The organism is Burkholderia sp. COPS, from assembly GCF_019425585.1.
GTDB classification, from domain to species: domain Bacteria; phylum Pseudomonadota; class Gammaproteobacteria; order Burkholderiales; family Burkholderiaceae; genus Burkholderia; species Burkholderia cepacia.
Map to the genome: position 1 here is coordinate 116534 of NZ_WIXR01000014.1, position 21378 is coordinate 137911.

The 21378-nt window shown below is 66.5% G+C and carries 21 protein-coding genes; 2 read left to right on the plus strand and 19 right to left on the minus strand.

Features of this window, described 5'->3' with window-relative positions:
• Positions 1-42: 42 nt before the first annotated feature.
• The 7 genes from FOZ70_RS12610 to FOZ70_RS12640 all read right to left on the minus strand — a co-directional run bounded on the left by FOZ70_RS12610 (position 43) and on the right by FOZ70_RS12640 (position 7222).
• A complete protein-coding gene (locus FOZ70_RS12610) occupies positions 43-498 on the minus strand; it encodes a GNAT family N-acetyltransferase (protein WP_059591647.1) in 456 nt (151 codons plus the stop codon).
• A gap of 181 nt (positions 499-679) precedes the next feature.
• Positions 680-1468, minus strand: a complete 789-nt coding sequence (locus tag FOZ70_RS12615; RefSeq protein WP_104766472.1) for a hypothetical protein — start codon at positions 1466-1468, stop codon at positions 680-682.
• A gap of 104 nt (positions 1469-1572) precedes the next feature.
• Positions 1573-3435: a methyl-accepting chemotaxis protein gene (locus FOZ70_RS12620; RefSeq protein WP_048022416.1), complete on the minus strand. Its 1863-nt coding sequence runs from the start codon at positions 3433-3435 to the stop codon at positions 1573-1575.
• A 158-nt stretch (positions 3436-3593) separates the two neighbouring features.
• Positions 3594-4259 (minus strand): OmpA family protein, encoded by a 666-nt coding sequence (locus FOZ70_RS12625; RefSeq protein ID WP_219705977.1) that lies wholly within the window; start codon positions 4257-4259, stop codon positions 3594-3596.
• A gap of 39 nt (positions 4260-4298) precedes the next feature.
• On the minus strand, positions 4299-5063 hold the full coding sequence (locus FOZ70_RS12630) for a flagellar motor protein (protein ID WP_021157322.1): 765 nt from the start codon (positions 5061-5063) through the stop codon (positions 4299-4301).
• Between the two features lie 14 nt (positions 5064-5077).
• Positions 5078-6322, minus strand: coding sequence for a cyclic nucleotide-binding domain-containing protein (locus FOZ70_RS12635; protein WP_219705979.1), 1245 nt, complete (start codon positions 6320-6322; stop codon positions 5078-5080).
• Positions 6323-6559: 237 nt separating this feature from the next.
• Positions 6560-7222 carry a glutathione S-transferase family protein gene (locus tag FOZ70_RS12640; RefSeq protein WP_021157324.1) on the minus strand — a complete coding sequence of 221 codons (663 nt, stop codon included), beginning with the start codon at positions 7220-7222 and terminating at the stop codon, positions 6560-6562.
• Between the two features lie 288 nt (positions 7223-7510).
• Between FOZ70_RS12640 and phaZ the strand changes: the two genes are divergently transcribed.
• Positions 7511-8866: a polyhydroxyalkanoate depolymerase gene (phaZ, locus tag FOZ70_RS12645; protein ID WP_059859293.1), complete on the plus strand. Its 1356-nt coding sequence runs from the start codon at positions 7511-7513 to the stop codon at positions 8864-8866.
• Between the two features lie 108 nt (positions 8867-8974).
• Here the strand turns inward: phaZ and FOZ70_RS12650 are convergent, their stop codons facing one another.
• The 12 genes from FOZ70_RS12650 to kdpA form a co-directional block, all read right to left on the minus strand.
• Entirely contained in the window at positions 8975-9442 is a 468-nt protein-coding gene (locus FOZ70_RS12650; RefSeq protein WP_219705981.1) for a hypothetical protein, read from the minus strand.
• Between the two features lie 61 nt (positions 9443-9503).
• Complete coding sequence (locus FOZ70_RS12655) at positions 9504-9641, minus strand: HHHH-motif protein (protein WP_021157327.1); 138 nt, start codon at positions 9639-9641, stop codon at positions 9504-9506.
• A 333-nt stretch (positions 9642-9974) separates the two neighbouring features.
• Positions 9975-10409 (minus strand): cupin domain-containing protein, encoded by a 435-nt coding sequence (locus tag FOZ70_RS12660; protein ID WP_021157328.1) that lies wholly within the window; start codon positions 10407-10409, stop codon positions 9975-9977.
• A 74-nt stretch (positions 10410-10483) separates the two neighbouring features.
• Positions 10484-11251: an ATP-binding cassette domain-containing protein gene (locus tag FOZ70_RS12665; RefSeq protein ID WP_042973307.1), complete on the minus strand. Its 768-nt coding sequence runs from the start codon at positions 11249-11251 to the stop codon at positions 10484-10486.
• Between the two features lie 33 nt (positions 11252-11284).
• A complete protein-coding gene (locus FOZ70_RS12670; protein ID WP_011355969.1) occupies positions 11285-11998 on the minus strand; it encodes an ABC transporter permease in 714 nt (237 codons plus the stop codon).
• A complete protein-coding gene (locus FOZ70_RS12675) occupies positions 11995-12684 on the minus strand; it encodes an ABC transporter permease (RefSeq protein WP_048022423.1) in 690 nt (229 codons plus the stop codon). The genes FOZ70_RS12670 and FOZ70_RS12675 overlap by 4 nt, the downstream gene beginning before the upstream one ends.
• A 175-nt stretch (positions 12685-12859) precedes the next feature.
• Positions 12860-13633: an ABC transporter substrate-binding protein gene (locus tag FOZ70_RS12680; RefSeq protein ID WP_021157330.1), complete on the minus strand. Its 774-nt coding sequence runs from the start codon at positions 13631-13633 to the stop codon at positions 12860-12862.
• Between the two features lie 300 nt (positions 13634-13933).
• Positions 13934-14686 (minus strand): response regulator, encoded by a 753-nt coding sequence (locus FOZ70_RS12685; protein ID WP_021157331.1) that lies wholly within the window; start codon positions 14684-14686, stop codon positions 13934-13936.
• Positions 14683-16389: a DUF4118 domain-containing protein gene (locus FOZ70_RS12690; protein WP_219705983.1), complete on the minus strand. Its 1707-nt coding sequence runs from the start codon at positions 16387-16389 to the stop codon at positions 14683-14685. Before FOZ70_RS12690 ends, FOZ70_RS12685 begins: the two co-directional genes overlap by 4 nt.
• 80 nt (positions 16390-16469) lie before the next feature.
• On the minus strand, positions 16470-18494 hold the full coding sequence (kdpB, locus tag FOZ70_RS12695; RefSeq protein ID WP_059484196.1) for a potassium-transporting ATPase subunit KdpB: 2025 nt from the start codon (positions 18492-18494) through the stop codon (positions 16470-16472).
• An 83-nt stretch (positions 18495-18577) separates the two neighbouring features.
• Positions 18578-19276 carry a potassium-transporting ATPase subunit KdpC gene (kdpC, locus tag FOZ70_RS12700; RefSeq protein ID WP_196486195.1) on the minus strand — a complete coding sequence of 233 codons (699 nt, stop codon included), beginning with the start codon at positions 19274-19276 and terminating at the stop codon, positions 18578-18580.
• Between the two features lie 10 nt (positions 19277-19286).
• Entirely contained in the window at positions 19287-20990 is a 1704-nt protein-coding gene (gene kdpA / locus FOZ70_RS12705; protein WP_021157335.1) for a potassium-transporting ATPase subunit KdpA, read from the minus strand.
• Here kdpA and FOZ70_RS38055 point away from each other — a divergent pair.
• A complete protein-coding gene (locus FOZ70_RS38055; RefSeq protein ID WP_244114592.1) occupies positions 20970-21335 on the plus strand; it encodes a hypothetical protein in 366 nt (121 codons plus the stop codon). The genes kdpA and FOZ70_RS38055 overlap by 21 nt on opposite strands.
• Positions 21336-21378: the final 43 nt, after the last annotated feature.

Sequence of the window (21378 nt, forward strand, 5' to 3'; positions counted from 1 at the left end):
GACCCTACAGGTCGCCATGACCTGACCGTGCGAACCGAACGCTCAAGCCGCGATGGGTTTTTGCATGAACACGCTCAACGGGTCGTTCGTGTAACCGCCGAACGGCCCGCGGCGCTGATACCCCGCGGATGCATATAAAGCCAGCGCCTCGTGTTGATAGGGTCCGGTTTCGAGCGTGAGCAACGTGCAACCGAGATCGATCGCCCGTGACTCGAGCAGCGCCATGAGTTTTCTCGCGACACCCTGCCCGCGACCTTGCGGGCTGACGTACATCCGCTTCAGTTCGCCGAATTCGGGGTTGAGGACAACCGCGCCGCAACCGATCGCCTTGCCGTCGCTATCCCGCGCGACGGCAAACAGCACATTGGATTGATTCAGCGACGCGATATCCAGAGCGTGCCGGCTCTCGGGCGGGTACAGGGTGTCCTGATACGCATCGAGATCGGCGATGAGGGCGATCACGTCAGGCTGATCGGGGGACTCGAAGGCAATGGTCATGGCTGACGAAGCTGGGCACAGAAAAGGGAAACTGAAGTACCCGGCGACGAAGCGGTATTCGACATCGATGGCTGCCTGATCTTCAGTCGCCGATTGTCGGCGATGCTTCCGGTGCTGTCGAACGTGTCAAAAAGCGGGCGAATCCGATCGCCTCGCGATTCCGAGGCAATCGCATTCCGTCCTATTGAACGACGGCATCGACCATCGCTTGCGCTTCGGAAAGAAACCGCGAAAAGCGCCGCTGTTTGGGCAATTGCTGCGCGAAGCAGGCTGGCCGCTGTTCCTCTGGCACGTGCTCCGCACTGCAGGCGACGATCTTCGGCAATGTCGCGTCCCGCCACAGGATATAAATCCGCGCGCCCTGCCTGATCGACACGGCCAGCGTATTCGGGCCGTCCGGCATCCCGTCCTGGCTTTCCCCGAGCAACAACGCCTTCACCACCGCATCGGCCGGCTTCCGCTTCACCGGCAATTCGGCGAACCGGAATGCCGCGGCGTCGTGGCCGAACACGTCGGTGTAAAACGTCGCGTTATCGAAAATCGACGCGACATCATCCGTCGACCTGATCCCCGCATCCGCCGTCCTGGCCCAGGCCGTCAAAAGCGGAACCGTCGTCACGACGAGGTTCACCTTGCCGTCACCCGACTTCAGGAACAGTCCATCCGGCCCGGGCGTCATCCCGTCGTCGATGGAGAGACCGTCGACGGTGCTCCCCGCCGTCGCGGAAAAGCCTCTCGCCCTGACCTTCCCGACAAGCCTGGCCAGCCGCGCATTCACCTCCGACGTGTACTTCCTGTCCAGTTCCGCCTTGTCGTCCGGTTTGGCCGCCTCGATCGCGTCGACAGCGTGCTTCCGATACGCCAGGTAGGAATCGGTCGGCGACGCAATCACCTTCGCCCCCACACCGGCGATCACCGCAACGAGCACCACCGCCCCCACCCCGATCTTCCACCTGGAAAAACGCTTCATTTTTATGGACGTCACCGAATCCCGCACCGACATGCATAACGGCTGCCGTGAACCCACGGCAGCCGTCCCTCAGACACGCTCCATTCTAAAACGCGAATCAGCCTTTATTCATCCACCTTGAAAGCCGACACGAGCCTCGTCAGCTCCGCCGCCTGCTGTTTCAAGCTCGCCGCCGCCGCCGCGCTTTCCTCGACCAAAGCCGCATTCTGCTGCGTCATCTGATCCAATGACTGCACCGCATCGCCGATCTGGTCGATCCCGGCGCTCTGCTCCAGGCTGGCTTCGGCGATCTCGCTCATCATCGCGCTCACGCCCTGCACCTGCGACACGACATCGCTCATCACCTTCCCCGCCTCGCTGACCAGCCGCGATCCGGTATTCACCGTGCCCGCGCTGTGCTCGATCAGCGCCTTGATCTCCTTGGCCGCCTGCGCGCTGCGCTGCGCCAGATTCCGCACTTCCGAAGCCACCACCGCAAACCCGCGCCCCTGCTCCCCCGCCCGCGCCGCCTCGACGGCCGCATTCAGCGCGAGAATGTTCGTCTGGAACGAGATGCTGTCGATCATGACGATGATCTCGGAGATCCGCTGCGACGCGTTGCTGATCTGCTCCATCGTCGTCACGACCTCACCCACCACCTGCCCGCCGCGCGCCGCCGTATCCGACGCGCCGTTGATCATCTTCGCGGCCGTCGTGGCCGTCTCGGTGTTGTTGCGCACCACGGCCGTGATCTCTTCCATCGACGAAGCCGTCCGCTCCAGGTTGCTCGACTGCCCTTCGGTACGTTCGCTCAGATCGGCATTCCCCGACGCAATCTGCGCCGACCCCGTGGCAATCGACGCGGACGCCGCGCGAATGCTGTGCACCAGCGTCGACAGCGACGACACGAACCGGTTGAACGCATCCGACAACTGCCCGATTTCGTCCTGGCTCTCGACCGTCATCCGGCGCGTTAGGTCGCCCTGGCCGCTGGCGATCTCCGACAGCAGCGTCGCCGCGCGGCGGATCGGCGCGGCAATCGCGCGGCCCACCAGCCAGATCACGAGCAGCGCGACCGCGAGGCCCACCACCGCCGCGACCAGCGCCGCGCTGCGGATCGCGCGTGTCACCGGACCGAGCAGTTCGGCCTGCGGCACCTCGACGACGACATACGCGTTCAGCTCCGGAATGAACGACGTCGCGATGAAACGCGCGCCGCCGTCGCCGTCGTAGCTCAGGTACGCATACGGCTTGCCGGCCAGCAGCGTCGACGACGCATCGCCGGGCAACCCCTGCTGGTCCTTCATGAAATGCTTGCCGTCGATCAGCGACGAATCGCGATGCATCATGATCGCGCCGTCGGGACGCACGAGATACGCGAACCCGGTCTCGCCGATCCGGTAGGCGGCGATCCCCTTCGCGAGCGCATCGACGGACAGGCTCATGCAGGCCGCGCCGATCGGCACGCCGTCGAGCTCGACGCGGCTGTTGATGAACATCATGTAGCCGCCGACCGTCACCTCGCGATCCATGTTCACGTCGAACGCCTTGCCGGACGACAGGAAGCCGGTCAGCCACTGATCCTTGTCGGTCACCTTCCGCTGCAGGCCGGATTCGTTGTAGTAGTTGCCGCTCTTCACGGACACCCACTGCACCGACGCGGCCTTCTGCTCGTCCTTCACGTTCTTCGCGAGCTGGATCCAGTTGCGCGTGCCGGCGTCGGGTTCGCCGTCGGCTTCCCATTGCAGCAGGAACGCGTCGCGCGCGAGAATCCGCGACGCGGCGATCGGCCCGGCCATCTGCCGCTGCACGTCGGCGCGGATGCCGTTCACGGCCGTCGGCAGCTCCTCGCGGACGACACGGTCGCGCACCGCGTTGCCGATCAGACGGATGCTGAGTCCGCTCGAGATCGCGACGAACACGAGCAGGCAACTCGTCATGCTGAGAATCAGCTTGTTCTGAATGGAAAGCTTGCGCCAGAAATGCATGGGGAACCCTCGATAACCGCTCTGTCTGAGCCAGTTTGGGTTATCGGCATGCACGCGCGGAACCGCATCGCGGATTTCAGATGTTCATCATGCGAGATTCGTTATGTCGTTGTCAGGCGGGCATAACCGGCCGCCTGTCGACTCGCGATCAGCGCAGATCAGTATGCGACGAAGATCGTGACACGCCGATTCCGCGCCCGCGAAGCCGCATCGTCGCCCGCGACGAGCGGCTGCGTATCGGCCCGCCCGATCGCCGCCAGGCGATGCGGCGCCACGCCGCGCTCGGTCAGGTAGCGCACGACGCTCCCCGCACGCGCGGACGACAGCTCCCAGTTCGATTCGTATTTCGCGTTCGCGATCGGCAGGCTGTCGGTATGTCCTTCGACGAGGATGTCGCCGGTCGCGTGCTCGCTCAGTGCCTGCGCAATCTGGTTCAGCACCGGCGACGAATCAGGCAGCAAGCGCGCATCGCCGACGTTGAACAGGATCTTCGCGTCGATGCCGATCTCGACACCATGCGGCGCCTTCACGAGCGAAATCCGGCCGTTCGACTTCAACGAATCGAGCAACGCGAGCCACGGCGGCGCACGGTCGGGCGCAGCCGCATCGGCAGCGCTCGCGGCACCACCCGCCTGCCGCGCAAGCGTCTGGTACCGCGCGTCGAGCGCGTTGTATTTCGCGAGCTGGAGCACGTACAGCGCGAGAAACAGCACCATCAGCGTCGTGATGAGATCCGCGTACGAAATCAGCCAGCGGCCGGACTGCGCGCCTTCGAGCTCGTCGTCGCGATCGACGGCGGAAGCACCGTCAGTTCGAGCAGTCATGTTGTTGGGAATCCGGGTTGATCGTCCGACACACGCGCGTCACGCAAGCGATTCCACCGCGCGCCCGCGCACGTCGCCGGTCAGGCGCGTTTCGATCGTATGCGGCGATTCCTTGCGCGATATCGCCAGGAAACCGTCGAGATACAGCTTGCGAAACCGCAGCTCGCTATCGATCTGCGCGCGCAGCTTGCCGTAAAGCGGCAGGAACACGAGGTTCGCGAACGCCAGCCCGTACAGCGTCGCGATGAACGCGACCGCGATGCCCGGCCCGAGCTGCGCCGGTTCGAGGATGTGGCTCGTCACCTGCACGAGCCCGAGCACCGACCCGAGAATGCCGAACGTCGGCGCATATCCGCCCGCCTGCTGCCACACGCGCGCGGCCGCCAGGCGGCTGCGTTCGTAGGCATCGAGTTCGCGCTGCAACGCGTCCTCGAGCACGGCGGTCGACACGCCGTTCGCCAGCAGTTCGAGCCCGCGGCGCGCGAACGGATGGATGCCGCTCACGTCCATCGATTCGAACGCGAGCAGCCCGTCGAGCTTCGCGCGGTCGCCCCATTCGAGCAGGTCGGACAGGTTCTTGCGATCGACCTCGCGCGCCCGCACGAACGCGAGCCGCAACTGTTTCACCGCGTCGAAGAAGCGTGCCCAGGTGTTCTGGATCATCACCGCGCCGAGCGTGCCGCCGAGCACGATGACAAGCGCCTCGAACTGGAACAGCATCGGGAAATGCCCGCCTTCGAGCGCGAAGCCGAACACGATCGCCGCGCCGCCAAGCACCACACCGGCCAGGGTCAACAGATCCATGCGCGCCCCCTTGGTCATGCATCCGATGCCGATGTGACGGGCGCGGTGCCCGCCGCCGGCGCCTTCGCCGCGCGAACGGCATCCAGCACGCGCCGCTCGATGTCCTCGATCTCGACCGGATCGAGCTTGAGCTCGCGACGCATCACCCACGACACCTCGTTGCGCCGCGCCTCGGTCATCACGGAGAACAGCTTGTCGGCCACCGCGCGATCGTCGAGATTCGCGATCAGCTTCGCGAGATCGTAGGTGTCGAACGCGCTGATGACGTCGAACAGCGTGCGCGGGTCGATCCACACGAGATCCTCCAGCGCGCGCACGTCGCCTCCGCGACGCGCATTGCGCCGCGAGAAGTACGCGACGCCCTTCTGTTCGACGTAACTGAGCACCTTCGATTTGCGGAACGCGAACACTTCGTCGGCAATCTCGCCGTTCGACAGCTTGTTGAGCAGCATCGTCTTCTCGACGCCGATCAGCGATTCGAGATCGGCGAGCTCGATGAGCTCGAGTTCGCTGTTGATCGACAGGTCGAGATCGTGATCGGCCACCTGCTGCGCGCGATCGATCACGCGCGCGGCGTCGAACGTGACGACCTGGCGCGCATCCGACGACGCCGCATAATCGGTCGCCCCGCCGGCGTGGTCCGCCTGCGCCGCTTCGATCGTGACGAGATTGAGCTTCTCCATGCGTCGCAGCATCGCGAGCACGTGCGGCCGCGAGTGGCCGGCGATCGCGCGGCATTTGCGGATCACTTCGGCGAGCGGCACCGACGTTTCGGCCGCATGCGCCTGCATCGGCCGGCGCGTCCATGAGTCGCCGGCGTCGCGCGCGTCGGCGCCCGCCATCAGCGCCAGCACATGCGCATACGACAGCACGCCCGGCATGAAGTCGGCATGCGTGTAGGTCGCGAGCTGGTCGTCCTTGCGCTTCACGCGGCGGATCATCGTGCGCACGATATGACGCAGCAGCGCCGACACACGCTCGATTTCCTCGTCGAGCATGCCGGCCGGCACGACCGTCAGCTGGCAGAATGAAAGCGCCTTCGCGGTATGGGCACGCGGCTCGGCCGCGAGCAACGCCGATTCACCGAAGAACTCGCCCCGACCGAGCGTCGCGACGACGACGCGCTTGTCGTCGCATCGCGTGGACAGTTCGACCTTGCCGTCGGTGATCAGAAAGATGACGGGCTCGCCCGCAAAACCCTCGGAATAAATGATTTCCCCGGGCGCCGCCGTACGCGTCCACGATTGCTGACGATTCAAGTCGATTCCCCTGCTGCGCTGATTGTTGCGGACTGCGCGTCGCACGTCGGAAGCGTGCGATCGCGAGTCGTCCCCGTGACTCGTTTACGTCATCGCGCTCAACATCCTTTAGGGCATTCGTCCTCGCGTCGAACCGAAATCAAGGTAAAACGTTTGCGCGTTACGCGGCCAGATCGAAACGTTCGTTTCGATGCCGGTGCGTGTAGTGCAATTGAAAGCGACGGGCGATCCCGCGCGTCAGAACTCCATGTCGAGTTCGTCGATGTCTTCGTGCTCGGCCTTCGCCGCATCGATCCACTCCGCCACGAACGGATGCGCGAGCACCTGCATGCAGTACTCGGCGATATCGGGCTCCAGCTTCACGTCGTAGGTCAGGAAGCGCGTGACGACGGGCGCATACATCGCGTCGGCAATCCCGATCTCCGCGCCGAACAACCAGGGGCCGCCGTACGCGGCCAGGCACTCGCGCCAGATCGTCACGATCCGCTCGATGTCGTGCTGCGCGCGCGACCAGATCCGGAAGCCGGGGAAATGCGCGCGCAGGTTCATCGGCAGCGCGGATCGCAACGCGCTGAAACCGGAATGCATCTCGCCGCAGATCGACCGGCAGTGGGCGCGCGCGCGCCGGTTCTCGGGCAGCAGCCGCGCCTGCGGCCGGATCTCGTTCAGGTATTCGGCGATCGCGAGCGTGTCCCACACCGTGTTGCCGTCGTGCGTCAGGCACGGCACGAGAATCGACGGCGACAGCAGCAGCAGCTCCGCGCGCGACGCGGCATCGATCGGCACGCTGACCGTCTCGAACACGAGCCCGCTCAGCTTCGCGAGCAGCCAGCCGCGCATCGACCACGACGAGTAATTGCGGCTGCTGATGGTCAGCGTCGTCTGTCCGGTGGATTCCATGTCGCTCCCCTGCTGGTTGCCGTTCGTGCCCCTGCACCGAAACGGACGCGTCACGCCGTTACCCGCACCATGCCTGTGCGGCCCATTCGCCGAACTGGCGCAGTGCCGCACGGTGGCGCGCCATGAGTCATGCGCGGAACCGGTTCGGCAGCATGTCTCCTGCCCCCGTCCGTCGTCACGTGCCGCCTGCGCCGCCGCGTTCCCGAACTGCGTGCAACGCGCGTGCCAGCCGCACGCTGGCACACGGCTTGCCTCGTTCCCTGCATCGCGGCGCAACGAGCGACGGTCATGAACCTGCTTGCCTATCCGTTTTATCAATGGTCTGCGGAATGCCTGCGCCCGGCGCGTGCATGGGCGGCCACCACGCGCGCGACGATGTCGCTGTGGCCGCCCGCGACGTCGACGCCGACCGGCCGCATGCTCGACGCGCTGTGCGAACTGCTCGAGTGCTGCGCGTTCTCGCACCGGCGTCCGCCGTTCGGGATCGAATCGATCGTCGTCGACGGCGACACGGTGCCGATCGTCGAGGAAGCGGCGGCCGTCACGCCGTTCGCGACGCTGCTGCATTTCCGCAAGGCGCGGCCGGTCGCGCGCCAGCCGCGCGTGCTGATCGTCGCGCCGATGTCCGGGCATTTCGCGACGCTGCTGCGCGGCACGGTGCGCACGATGCTGGCCGATCACGACGTGTACATCACCGACTGGCACAACCCGCGCGACATTCCGTTGACGGCCGGGCGCTTCGGCTTCGACGAATACGTCGCGCACGTGATCGACTTCATCCGCCAGATCGGCCCGGACGCGCACGTGCTCGCGATCTGCCAGCCGACCGTCGCCGCACTCGCGGCGGTCGCGCTGATGGCGGCAGGCAGCGATCCGGCGCAGCCCGCGAGCCTGACGCTGATGGCCGGCCCGATCGACTGCCGCGTGAATCCGACCAAGGTCAATGCGCTCGCGACGAGCCAGCCGATCGAATGGTTCGCGCGCAACCTGATCAGCGTCGTGCCGCCCGGTTTCGTCGGCGCGCAGCGGTGCGTGTATCCGGGCTTCGTGCAGGTCGGCGCGTTCATGTCGATGAACCCGGACCGGCACGCGGCGTCGTTCGCCGACCTGTATTACGAGCGCGCGAAAGGCGATCCCGCGAAAGCGGACACGCTGCGGCACTTCTACGACGAATATTTCGCGACGGCCGACCTCACCGCGGAGTTCTACCTGGAAACGGTCGAGAAGGTGTTCCAGCAATACGCGCTCGCGCGCGGCGAGCTGACGGTCGGCGACCGGCTCGTCGAACCGGCGGCGATTCATCGCACCGCGCTGTTGACGATCGAAGGCGAGAAGGACGATATCTGCGCGGTGGGCCAGACGGTGGCCGCGCAGGAGCTGTGTTCGGGGTTGCCGCCGTATCTGAAGACGCACCACGTCCAGACGGGTGTGGGGCACTACGGCGTGTTCAACGGCAGCCGGTGGGAAACGCAGATCTATCCGATCGTGCGGGCGACGATCCATGACAACGAGCCGTACGATCGCACCGCGGGCGCGGAAGGCGATACGGACGGCACCCACTACGTCACGCTGCGTGCACTGCTCGATGCGCGCGCCACCGGGAGCGACGCGGCGGCGGAAACACGCTCGCATCACGCGCACTGAGCGCGGTTGGCGGCACAAATGCAGCGCCCCGCCGCAGAGGCGGGGCGACGTTGGCGGCTGCGTCCGGCCGACGCGCGCGTGCATGCACTCGCGCGCCGGCCCTGCGCGTTACGAGCAGGCCTTGCCGTGCGACGCGTGGTAGCCCTTCGCCTTCGCGTCGGCTTCCGACATGTAGCTGCCGTGCTTCGTCTTGCCGTAGTACTTGTCGGTCGAGCAGTGGTAGACCTTCGTGCTGTCGTTCGCCCACACCTTGCCCGCGCCGCCGCCCGGCGCTGCGGCCGCGGTCGTCGCGGCGGCGCTCTTCGCGGGAGCGGTGCCCGATGCCGGCGTAGCGGAAGCCGCCATGGCCGGCGCCGCGGCCGGTGCGCTCGCCGCCGCGGTGGCCGATGCGCCGTACCAGGTCTTCACGCCCTTGTGGCCCGCGCATGCGCCCTTCTTCGACGCGCCCGAGTAGAACGAGCCGTCCTTGCACAGACCGGTCGTGCCGGCCGGCGCGCTGGCCGGAACCTGCGCGAACGCACCGATCGACACACCCATGCCGGCGACCAGCGCGGCGATCAACATCGTTTTTTTCATGGTCCTCTCCTGATTTGCCTGACTGAAGAATGCATTCCGGGTCGCCCCGGATAATTCGCGCTTACCGCACCCAGCGGCACACGCGATGGTGGTGATGATCGACGTGGCACACACGATGCGAATGCGCTTCGGCAAGCGCCGGAACAAGAACCGCACATGCCACTGCGGTAGCCGTCAGGATCTTCGCGATGCGCTTCATGAAACTCTCCCGGGTAAGGTCAACCGGCGATCCGGCTGGTACCTCCTTAACGCCGGCCGTCGGCAAGCCGTGCACCGCCACCCCGCGCAATTGACGATCTTTGACATCGCGGCACGGCCAGCGCCTCGAAACTGACGAATGTCTTTCTTTTCTTTCCGGATCTTCAGCTTCCCAACCGTTCGGAATTCGAAAGAATGTTTCCGGGAAAGGGAAAACATGCAGCAGGCGTGATCGGTACGCACGGAAGCTTCCGGGAAGCGCTCAACAAAAAAACCGCCCGAAGGCGGTCCGATGCAGGCGTGCGCGTGACGCGCGCCCAGGGCAACCGGGCAGCTACGCGCCCGCTTCCCCCCACGGCGTCGGCGGTGGCACCGCGCACGGCCCGTCGACGTCGATCGACTTGAAATCGGCGGGCCCGACGATCTCCAGGTATTCCATGTCAGGCGAGTAGTCGAACAGGTAGTGGACGATCCCCGGCGCCTGATGCACGCAGTCGCCGGCCGCCACCAGCGTCTCCTGTTCGCCGTACATGAAGCGCGCCCAGCCCTTCAGCATGATCACGATATGGAACTCGGCCTCGTGACGGTGCCAGCCGGTGCCCGCCTCCGGTGCATGATTCGCCCTGACAAGCTGCGCGACGACCTTGCCGTTCGTCGCAGCCGCGATGCCGAGATCGCGATACAGGAAGAAGTCGCGCAGGCCTTCGCCGCGATACGCGGTGTCCTGCGGCTTCACATGGGAAAAAGCGGTGGTGGTCTGCTCGCTCATCGCGGTGCTCCTTCATCGAAAGGATTCCGCGTGACAAGCATTTAGCGTTCCACCCTGCACCACCGCCCGCCTGCTTACTTCAGCCGCCCCGACAGGAACTGCCCGAGCCGTTCGCTCTTCGGATTCACGAGAATCTCCTGCGGATTCCCTTCCTCCTCGATCTTTCCCTGATGCAGGAAGATCACGTGATTCGACACGTTGCGCGCGAAGCCCATCTCGTGCGTGACGACGACCATCGTGCGGCCTTCCTCGGCGAGCTTCTGCATCACCTTCAGCACTTCGCCCACCAGCTCCGGATCGAGCGCCGACGTCGGCTCGTCGAACAGCATCACCTCCGGCTCCATCGCGAGCGCGCGCGCAATGGCCACGCGCTGCTGCTGGCCGCCCGACAGGTGAGACGGATACATGCCCTCGACGCGCGGCGCGAGCCCGACCTTCTCCAGGTACTTGCGTGCGCGGGCGATCGCTTCGTCCTTGCCGATCCCGAGCACGGCCATCGGCGCTTCGATCACGTTCTCGAGCACCGTCATGTGCGCCCACAGGTTGAAGTGCTGGAACACCATCGACAGCTTGGTGCGCATCCGCTGCAGCTGCTTCTGGTCGGCCACGCGCAGCGAGCCGTTGCGGTCGCGCGTGGTCTGGATCGGCTCGCTGCCGATCGTGATCTGCCCCGAGCACGGCTGCTCGAGGAAGTTGATGCAGCGCAGGAACGTGCTCTTGCCGGAGCCGCTCGAGCCGATGATGCTGATCACGTCGCCGGCCTTCGCCTTCATCGACACGCCCTTCAACACCTCGTTGTCGCCGAACTTCTTGTGCAGGTTGTCAACGGTAAGCTTGTACATGCTGGGTCCTTCCTTGCGAATCTTGCGAATGCGTTAATGGCCGCGCGGCGAGAGGTACGCGAGCCAGCGCGTCTCGAGCTTGCGGAACGCCCAGATGAGCGTGAACACGACGACGGCGTACAGCACGGCCGCGATGCCGTAGGCCTGGAACGACATGTACGTCGCCGAATTGACGTCGCGCGTGACCTTCAGGATGTCGGGCACGGTCGCGGTGAACGCGAGCGTCGTCGCGTGCAGCATCAGGATCACTTCGTTGCTGTAGCTCGGCAGCGAGCGGCGCAGCGCGGACGGCAGGATGATGCGCGTATAGAGCTTGAAGCGCGACATCCCGTAGGCCATGCCGGCCTCGATCTCGCCGGCCGACGTCGCCTTGATCGCGCCCGCGAAGATCTCCGTCGCATACGCGCATTCGTTCAGCACGAACGCGAGCAGCGTGCAGTTCATCGCGTTGCGGAAGAACGTGTCGAGCAGCACGTGGTTGTGCACGACCTGCAGGCTGTAGATGCCCGTGTAGCACATCAGCAGCTGCACGTAGAGCGGCGTGCCGCGGAACACGTACGTATAGAGCCACACCGGGCCCGAGATCCAGCGGTTCGACGACGCACGCGCGATCGCGAGCGGCACGGCGAGCGCGAAGCCCAGCGCGATCGACACGACCAGCAGCCACAGCGTGATCGCGAGGCCGCTGAAGCGGTAGCCGTCGGTGTAGAGATAGCTTTGCCAGTACTGGCTGACGAGTTCGATCACAGTGCGAGCCTCCGGACGCCGACGGAATAACGCTTCTCGAGGTGATGCAGCACGACGTTCGACACCGTCGTGATCGCGAGGTAGATCGCGCCTGCCGCCAGCGTGAAGAAGAAGAAATCGAGCGTGCTCTTGCCCGCGTCCTGCGACGCCTTGACGACGTCGGCGAGGCCGATGATCGACACGAGCGCGGTGGCCTTCACGAGCACCTGCCAGTTGTTGCCGATGCCGGGCAGCGCGAAGCGCATCATCTGCGGGAACAGGATGCGGCGGAACACGCGCCAGCCGCTCATCCCGTATGCGAAGCCCGCTTCGAGCTGGCCGCGCGGCACCGACAGGAACGCACCGCGGAACGTCTCGGTGAAGTACGCGCCGTAGATGAAGCCGAGCGTGATGACGCCCGCCACGAACGGGTCGATGTCGATCTGGTCCCAGCCGAGCGCGTCGGTGACGTTGTTCAGCAGGATCTGGATCCCGTAGAACAGCAGCAGCATCAGCACGAGATCCGGCACCGCGCGGATCAGCGTCGTGTAGAAGGTGCCGATCGACTTGAGCACGCGGTTCGTCGACAGCTTCGCGCTCGCACCGATGAGGCCCAGAACGAGCGACGCGGCCAGCGACAGCACCGCGAGCTTCACGGTCTCGACCGTGCCGGCCCACAGAAGCGGGCCAAATCCTTGGAAGATCATAGAAGGGATCCAGAACGAAGTGGCTGGATTGTCAATAGCCATTAACCGCGCATCAAACGATATCTGCGCACTACCTGATGCGACCAGCTCATCAAGCCGGGTGCATCCCGCGAAGCGGATTGCACCCGGCAACGGATGCGGCGCGCGCCGCAGGCGATGCGCGCCGCACGAAAGGTCAGCCGCCGTAGACGTCGAATGCGAAGTACTTCTTCTCGAGCTTCTTGTACGTGCCGTCCTTGATGATGTCGGCGATCGCGTGGTCGATCTTCGCCTTCAGGTCGGCGTCGTCCTTGCGCAGTCCGATGCCGGCGCCGTTGCCGAGCGTCTTCGGATCGTCGATGTCCTTGCCGGCGAAATCGAAGCTCGCGCCGCGCGGCGTCTTCAGGAAGCCGATGTCGGCCTGCACCGCGTCCTGCAGCGCCGCGTCGAGGCGGCCCGACATCAGGTCCTGGTACACGCCGTCCTGGTTCTGGTAAGGCACGACCTGCACGCCCTTCGGCGCCCAGTACGTCTTCGCGTAGGTTTCCTGGATCGTGCCCTGCTCGACGCCGACCGACTTGCCCTTCAGCGATTCGGCCGTCGGCTGCAGGTTCGCGCCCTTCTTCGCGACGAGGCGCGTCGGCGTGTTGAACAGCTTGTCGGAGAACGCGATCTGCTCGGCACGCGCCGGCGTCATCGACATCGACGACAGCACGCCGTCGAACTTCTTCGCCTTCAGCGCGGGAATCATCCCGTCGAAGTCGTTCTCGATCCACACGCACTTCGCCTTCAGGCGGGCGCAGATCTCGTTGCCGAGATCGACGTCGAAGCCGACGACCTTGCCGCTTGCGTCCTTCGATTCGAACGGCGGGTAGCTGGCGTCGACGCCGAACCGGATCGTCGACCAATCCTTGGCGTGGGCACCGACCGCGATGCAGGCAAGGGCAATACTGAGCGCGAGTTTCTTCATGGCGTTCCTGTCGTAGGCGAACTGGGCAAGGGTCCCGTCGGACGGCCCGCACCGGCGCGGCCGGCACGGCGCCCCGCCGTGAACCCTTCCAACCCGGGTATCGCCTCGTCCGGCGACCGCCCAAGTTGTACATACAACTTTGCCCGCGCAGGCGCACCACCAGCAATCCGTGTTTATCTCTAATTGTCGGCGGATTGTGGCTGTGGGTCGCAAATTTCCTTCAATTTCAATTAATTACGAATTACATCAAGCTAAACAACGGCTTTCTCCGCGTGCAGGTTGGTGGCCGGGAGCGGGTTTTCACCTGTCTAGACCTGTCGACGCCGCATCACGCTGCCCGTCCGTCATGCCGACCGTTTCCAGACCGACCAGCCGGTAGCCGAACTGCAGTTCCGTCAACAGGTGCCGCGGGCGCGCCGGCACCGGTTCGAGCTTCTGCCGCAGGTTCGTCATGTACACGCGCACGTAGTGCGCGCGCTCCGCGTCGTGGATCCCCCACACCTCGGCCAGTAATTGCCGCGCGGCGACCACGCCGCCGCGCGCGCGAATCAGCGCGGCGAGCAGCCGGAATTCGAGGCGCGTCAGATGAACCGGCTCGCCGCCGCGGGCGACTTCGTGCTTGCCGAGGTCGACGGTCACGTCGCCGAAGCGCACGATCGACGACGATTGCCCGTCGGCCGACACGAACGCCGCGCGCCGCAACTGCGCGCGCGCCCGCGCGAGCAGTTCGGGCACGCCGAACGGCTTCGGCAGGTAATCGTCCGCGCCCGCGTCGAGCGCCGCGACCTTCTCCACCTCCTGCTGCCGCGCCGACAGCACGATCACCGGCACCGTCGACCATTCGCGCAGTTCGCGGATGAACGTCTTGCCGTCGTCGTCCGGCAGCCCGAGATCGACGATCACGAGATCGGGCTTGCTGCTCGACGCGTACATCCGCGCCTCGCGGGCCGTCGACGCCTCGCAGGTGTCGAGCCCCTCCTGTTCCAGTGCCATCCGCACGAAACGGCGGATGTCCGATTCGTCCTCGACGACAAGTACGCGCGATCTGATCATGTCCGGCTCTCGTGTTCGATGTCGGGTGGCGCACCCAGTGGCAGGCGAATCTCGAACCGCGCGCCGTGCGGATCGAGCGGCACCGCGCGGATCGAGCCGCCGTGCGCGTTGACGATGCTGCGGCACAGCGCGAGCCCGAGCCCCACGCCGCTGATCGACGATTCCTTGCGCTCGCGCTCGAACGGCTCGAACAGCGGCTCGGTGTTGCGCGCGACGAAGCCGGGCCCGTCGTCCTCGACGAACACGTACAGCGTTTCGCCGAACACGCGTGCGCGCACCACCACGACCGCCTCCGCGCCCGCGTACTTCGCCGCGTTGTCGAGCAGGTTCATCAGCACGCGCTCGATCAGCAGCGCGTCGACGTCGATCAGCGGCAGGTCGGCCGGCAGGTCGGCGCTCACGTCGCGGCCGGCCAGCACGCCGGCCGAATGCGCGAGCGCGCTGCCGACGATCTCGTCGAGCATGTGCCACTCGCGATTCAGCCGCACACCCTCGCTCTGCATCCGCGCGAGGTCGAGCAGGTTCACGACGAGCCCATGCAGCGCCTCGGCCTGGTTGCGGATCCCGTGCGCGAGCGCGGCCGGCTGCCCGTCGGCCAGCCGCTCGGGCCGCTCGAGAGTCTCGGCGAGCCCGCGGATCGCGGTCAGCGGCGTCTTCAGGTCGTGCGACACGGCGGCGAGCAGCGCGTTGCGCAGCCGCTCGCCTTCGATCCGGACGAGCGTGTGCTGCGCGACGCCGACGTAGTGCACACGTTCGAGCGCCATCGCGATCGACGAGCACAGCGCGTCGATCAGGCGGCGATCGTCGGGGTCCGTGGGTACCGGCTGCGCGTCGCCGAACAGCACGAGCACGCCGCGCACGCGCATCGGCGCCTTCAGCGGCAGGTACTGCGCGGCCGCGCGCTCGAACGGCGGCAGCCCGCACCCGGCTCCGCGCGCATGCTCGTAGGCCCAGCGCGCGATCGGCGCTTCGACGAACGCGGCGTGCGGCGCCGGCATCAGACGGTCGTCCGCGTCGGGCAGCACGAGCGCGACGCGCACGCCGAGCAGCGGCGCGATCGTGCCGGTGCAGATCGACGCGATCTGTTCGGTTTCGATCGCCGCCGACAGGTCGTGCGCGACACGCGCGAGCGCGGCCGAGCGCTTCTCGTTCGCGCGCGCGGCCCGCGCCTCCGCGCGCAGGCGTGCCGCGAGCTGGCCGATCGCGAGCGCGACGGCGAGCATCAGTGCGAACGTGAACACGTACTGCGTATCGGACACCGCGAACGACAGCCTCGGCTCGACGAAGAAGAAGTCGAAGCAGCCGACGCAGACGAACGCGGCCCACGCACCGGCCAGCCGGCCGAGCCGCAGCGCGATCAGCACGACGGTCATCAGGAACAGCATCACGACGTTCGACAGGTCGAACACGCGCAGCAGCGCGCTCGCCGCCAGCGTCGCCAGCGCGCACACGAGCGTGGCGAGCAGCAGCGGCACCGCGTACTGCGACACCCACGCGTGTGCGCGCGGGTACGCCTCGCGCACGGCCAGCGCCGGCCGCGTATCGGGCCCCGCGCCCGCGATGCGGTCGGCCAGCGCCGCGCACGCGCGCAGCACGGCTCGCCAGCGGTCGCGGCGCGCGCCGGCCCCGCTGCGGCGGGCAGCGGTGTCCCGCCGCCTCGTTGCCCGTCGATTCGCATCCTTCACGTTCACATTCACATCCATGATCGCTTCCGGCAATTGAAACGCCGAACGGCCCCGCGCACGCCGCGAAGGCGTGAGCGGGGCCGCGACGGCGCGTTCGGTCAGATAAACGGCGTCAACAGCATGTCGATCAGCTTGATGCCGATGAACGGCGCGACGATTCCGCCCACGCCGTAGATCAGCAGGTTGCGCCCCAGCAGCTTGGCGGCCGGCTCCGCGCGATACTTCACGCCCTTCAGCGCGAGCGGGATCAGCGCGACGATGATCAGCGCATTGAAGATCACCGCCGACAGGATCGCCGACGTCGGGCTGTGCAGGCCCATCACGTTCAGCGCGCCGAGCGCCGGATAGGTCGCGACGAACGCGGCCGGGATGATCGCGAAATACTTCGCGAGATCGTTGGCGACGCTGAACGTGGTCAGCGCGCCGCGCGTCATGATCATCTGCTTGCCGACCTCGACCACCTGCATCAGCTTCGTCGGGTTGCTGTCGAGGTCGACCATGTTGGCCGCCTCCTTCGCCGCCTGCGTGCCGCTGTGCATCGCGACGGCCACGTCGGCCTGTGCGAGTGCGGGCGCGTCGTTGGTGCCGTCGCCCGTCATCGCGACGAGATGGCCCTTCGCCTGGTGCTCGCGGATCAGCCGCAGCTTGTCCTCGGGCGTCGCTTCGGCCAGGTAGTCGTCGACGCCGGCTTCCGCCGCGATCGCCGCCGCGGTGAGGCGGTTGTCGCCCGTGATCATCACGGTCTTCACGCCGACCTTGCGCAGTTCGGCGAAGCGCGCGGCGATCCCGTGCTTGACGATGTCCTTCAGCTCGATCGCGCCGAGCACGCGGGCGCCGTCGGCGACGACGAGCGGCGTACCGCCGCGCCGCGCGATTTCGTTGACGGCCGTCTCGACCGCCTGCGGAAACGCACCGCCGAGCGCATCGACGTGCGCGCGGATCGCCGACGCCGCGCCCTTGCGCACCTGCCGCCCGCCGATATCGAGGCCGCTCATCCGCGTGCGCGCGCTGAACGGCACGGCAAAACCGCCGTCGATCGTCTTGCCCTCCAGCGCGAACCGCTGTTTCGCGAGCGCGACGATCGAACGCCCCTCGGGCGTCTCGTCGGCAAGCGACGACAGCTGCGCGGCCTCGGCCAGCGCACGCTCGTCCACGCCCGGCGCCGGCCGGAACTGCACGGCCTCGCGGTTGCCGAGCGTGATCGTGCCGGTCTTGTCGAGCAGCAGCACGTCGACGTCGCCGGCCGCCTCGATCGCGCGGCCCGACGTCGCGAGCACGTTCGCGCGCATCATGCGGCTCATCCCGGCGATGCCGATCGCCGACAGCAGCGCGCCGATCGTCGTCGGGATCAGGCAGACGAGCAGCGCGATCAGCACGGTCAGGCTCACCGCCGAACCCGACGCGTTCAGCAGCACGCTGAACTGCGAGAACGGCAGCAGCGTCGCGCACACGAGCAGGAAGATGATCGTCAGCGCGACGAGCAGGATCGTCAGCGCGACTTCGTTCGGCGTCTTGCCGCGCTTCGCGCCCTCGACCATCGCGATCATCCGGTCGAGAAAGGCCTCGCCCGGCTGCGCGGTGATCTTCACGACGATCCAGTCGGACAGCACGCGCGTGCCGCCCGTCACCGACGAGAAATCGCCGCCCGACTCGCGGATCACGGGCGCGGATTCGCCGGTGATCGCCGATTCGTCGACCGACGCGACGCCGTCGATCACTTCGCCGTCGGCGGGAATCGTGTCGCCGGCCTCGACGAGCACGATGCTGCCGGCGGCGAGTTCGTCGCTCGGCACGCGATGGCTGGTGCTGCCGTACCGCTTCGGCTCGTCGAGCACCTTCGCGTACACGCGCTTGCGCGCCGCGCGCAGTGCGTCGGCCTGCGCCTTGCCGCGCCCTTCGGCCAGCGCCTCGGCCGCGTTCGCGAACAGCACGGTGAACCACAGCCAGCACGCGACCGCGAAGATGAAGCCGGCCGGCGCATCGCCCGTGCCGGTCAGCGCCTGCAGCCACAGCACGGTCGTGACGATGCTGCCGAGATAGACGACGAACATCACGGGATTCTTCAACTGCACGCGCGGCGCGAGCTTGCGGAAGGCCTCGCGCAGCACGGCCGTCCGGCGCATCGGCGGCACGGCGCCGACCGGGATCGCCGCCGGATTGATCGGGGTTTCGATATGGGACATGAGTGACTCCGTGGTTCCTGCCATTACTTCGCGCCGGCCGCCTGGCCGAATGCGCGATCCAGCGCGAGGTTCAGGTCGAGCACGCGCACGCGCGGTTCGCCGAGCACGCCGAGCTGGCGCGGCGATGCGATGCGTTCGACCAGCGCCGCGACCTGCGCGGCATCGACGCCGCGTGCCTGCGCGACGCGTGCCGCCTGCAGCCGCGCGTTCGCCACCGAGATCTCGGGATCGAGCCCCGATGCCGACGCGGTCACGGCATCCGCCGGTACCGGCGTGCCGGCGGCGAGCGCGTTCTCCTGCCGGTACGCCCGTACCCGCTGCGCGATATCCGCGAGCAGCTTCTTGCTGGTTGCCCCCTGGTTGCTGGCGCCGCTGCCGGCCGCGTTGTACGGCTGGTCGACCGTCTTCGACGGATCGGCCGGATCGGTGCCGGTCGTCGCGCTCGGCCGCCCATGGAAGTAGCCGGCACGCGTGAAGTACTGCCCGATCACCGTCGAGCCGATCGTCGTGCCGTTGCGCTCCACGAGACTGCCGCGCGCCTGCGACGGGAACAGCACGTTCGCGACGCCCGTGGTGAGCAGCGGATACGCGATGCCCGTGACGAGCATGAACAGCACCGACGATGCGATCACGGGCCGCACGAGGCCGCGCGTCGCCGCGCCGAACGAAGAACCGGGTGCCGGCGCGGCCGCGGCCGCTGCCTGGCGATTGCCTTGCATCATGATGTTTTCCTCAGAACAGTTGGCCGCCCGACATCAGCAGGTGCTCGACGACCGGGCCGAGCGCGAGCGCGGGCAGGAACGTGAGGCCGCCGACGACCAGGATCACGAAGACCAGCAGGCCGGCGAACAGGCCCGTCGACGTCGACAGCGTGCCCGCGCTTTCCGGCACGCTCTTCTTCGCGGCGAGGCTGCCCGCGACCGCGAGCATCGGCAGCAGCGTCAGGTAGCGGCCGATCAGCATCGCGAAGCCGATCGTCGTGTTGAAGAACGGCGTGTTCGCGTTCAGGCCCGCGAACGCGGAGCCGTTGTTGGCGGTGCCCGACGTGTACGCGTACAGCACCTCGCTGAAGCCGTGCGGGCCGAGGTTCGCGAGGCTGTCCATCGTCGAGTGCAGCATCGCGGCCAGCGCGGTGAAGCCGAGGATGCTGAACGGATGCGCGAGCACCGCGAGCATCACGAGCTTCATCTCGCGCGCCTCGATCTTCTTGCCGAGGAATTCCGGCGTGCGCCCGATCATCATCCCGACCAGGAACACCGTGAGGATTGCGAACGTGAACAGGTTGATCAGGCCGACGCCGTCGCCGCCGAACACGTTGTTCAGCATCATCTGCGCGATCGGCACGAGGCCGCCGAGCGGCGTCAGCGAGTCGTGCATCGCGTCGACCGAGCCGGTGGTCGCGGCGGTCGTGACGGTGGCGAACAGGCTCGTCTGCGCGATGCCGAAGCGCATCTCCTTGCCTTCCATGTTGCCGCCCGGCTGCGCGGCGCTCATCTGCTGGTCGACGCCGAGCCCCGCCACGAGCGGATTGCCGTGCTGCTCGGCCGAATAGATCACGGCCAGGAAGCCGACGAACATCACGACGAACGCACCGAGGATCACCCAGCCCTGACGGCGCCGGCCGATCATCGTGCCGAGCGTATAGGTCAGCGCGGACGGAATCAGCAGCATCGACAGCATGTGCAGCGTGTTGGTGAGCGGCGTCGGGTTCTCGAACGGATGCGCGGCGTTCATGCTGAAGAAGCCGCCGCCGTTCGTGCCGATGTGCTTGATCGATTCGAGGCTGGCAACGGGCCCCGTCACGATCTGCTGGCGCGCGCCTTCGAGCGTGGTCGCCCACGCATCGGACGCGAGCGTCTGCGGCATGCCCTGCCACACGTACACGAGCGCCATCGCGAAGCTGAGCGGCAGCAGCACGCGATAGGTCACGCGCGTGAAGTCGACCCAGTAGTTGCCGATGTCCGCCGCGCTCTTGCGGCTCAGCCCGCGGATGAAGCCGCCCGCGGCCGCGACGCCGGTCGCCGCGCTGGCCACCATCAGGAACGTGATGACGGCCATCTGCGAGAAGTTCGACAGGCTGCTCTCGCCCGCATACGCCTGCCAGTTCGTGTTCGTGATGAACGACGCGGCGGTGTTGAACGCGAGGTCGGGGCTTTGCGCGGCGCGCTGCAGTGCGTCGAACGGCAGCGTGTCCTGGATGCGCAATAGCAGATAACCGAGCAGCATCATCCCGGCATTGCTGAGCAGCAGCACCATGCCGTAGCGCTGCCACGACATCGCTTCGTCGGGATTCACGCCGAGCAGCGCATAGGTACGGCGTTCGACCCACGCGTGGCGCGGGCTCGTAAAGGCGTGCGCGAGCCATTTCCCGACGACGGGCACCAGCGCCAGCATGATCGCGAGAACGATCGCGAATTGAATGAGATTGTTGAACATGTCGACGCTCGCTCAGATCCGGTCAAGGCCGGTGACGAAACCGGCCGTCAAGGCAAAGAACGCGAGCGTGAACAGAATGAAAAGCAGATCGCTCATGACATCCACCGATATTTTCGAATTCCTGTTGAATCGCGCCGATCAATACCGCTCGGGTTTGATCAAGGCATGAAACAGATAGATAAAGAGCGCGAGCGACAGCGCGCCGGTGATCCACAACATGGCTTTCCCCTTTTTTCGTATGCGCGGCGACGCCGCGCGATCGTCGGCGTGGCGGGCCTTGCCTTGCCGGCGCAGGCCCGTGTGACGCCCCCATGCTCGTCTGGCGAATGGGATGCGACAGTGTAGAAATCCGCGTATCAAAGCGGTGTTCAATTTCTTTACAGGGAAT

Coding starts and splice junctions, on each gene's coding strand:
- FOZ70_RS12610 (WP_059591647.1), bottom strand. CDS start 498: ATGACCATTGCCTTCGAGTCCCCCGATCAGCCTGACGTGATCGCCCTC.
- FOZ70_RS12615 (WP_104766472.1), bottom strand. CDS start 1,468: ATGAAGCGTTTTTCCAGGTGGAAGATCGGGGTGGGGGCGGTGGTGCTC.
- FOZ70_RS12620 (WP_048022416.1), bottom strand. CDS start 3,435: ATGCATTTCTGGCGCAAGCTTTCCATTCAGAACAAGCTGATTCTCAGC.
- FOZ70_RS12625 (WP_219705977.1), bottom strand. CDS start 4,259: ATGACTGCTCGAACTGACGGTGCTTCCGCCGTCGATCGCGACGACGAG.
- FOZ70_RS12630 (WP_021157322.1), bottom strand. CDS start 5,063: ATGGATCTGTTGACCCTGGCCGGTGTGGTGCTTGGCGGCGCGGCGATC.
- FOZ70_RS12640 (WP_021157324.1), bottom strand. CDS start 7,222: ATGGAATCCACCGGACAGACGACGCTGACCATCAGCAGCCGCAATTAC.
- phaZ (WP_059859293.1), top strand. CDS start 7,511: ATGAACCTGCTTGCCTATCCGTTTTATCAATGGTCTGCGGAATGCCTG.
- FOZ70_RS12650 (WP_219705981.1), bottom strand. CDS start 9,442: ATGAAAAAAACGATGTTGATCGCCGCGCTGGTCGCCGGCATGGGTGTG.
- FOZ70_RS12655 (WP_021157327.1), bottom strand. CDS start 9,641: ATGAAGCGCATCGCGAAGATCCTGACGGCTACCGCAGTGGCATGTGCG.
- FOZ70_RS12660 (WP_021157328.1), bottom strand. CDS start 10,409: ATGAGCGAGCAGACCACCACCGCTTTTTCCCATGTGAAGCCGCAGGAC.
- FOZ70_RS12665 (WP_042973307.1), bottom strand. CDS start 11,251: ATGTACAAGCTTACCGTTGACAACCTGCACAAGAAGTTCGGCGACAAC.
- FOZ70_RS12675 (WP_048022423.1), bottom strand. CDS start 12,684: ATGATCTTCCAAGGATTTGGCCCGCTTCTGTGGGCCGGCACGGTCGAG.
- FOZ70_RS12680 (WP_021157330.1), bottom strand. CDS start 13,633: ATGAAGAAACTCGCGCTCAGTATTGCCCTTGCCTGCATCGCGGTCGGT.
- FOZ70_RS12685 (WP_021157331.1), bottom strand. CDS start 14,686: ATGATCAGATCGCGCGTACTTGTCGTCGAGGACGAATCGGACATCCGC.
- FOZ70_RS12690 (WP_219705983.1), bottom strand. CDS start 16,389: ATGGATGTGAATGTGAACGTGAAGGATGCGAATCGACGGGCAACGAGG.
- kdpB (WP_059484196.1), bottom strand. CDS start 18,494: ATGCGCCGGACGGCCGTGCTGCGCGAGGCCTTCCGCAAGCTCGCGCCG.
- kdpC (WP_196486195.1), bottom strand. CDS start 19,276: ATGATGCAAGGCAATCGCCAGGCAGCGGCCGCGGCCGCGCCGGCACCC.
- kdpA (WP_021157335.1), bottom strand. CDS start 20,990: ATGTTCAACAATCTCATTCAATTCGCGATCGTTCTCGCGATCATGCTG.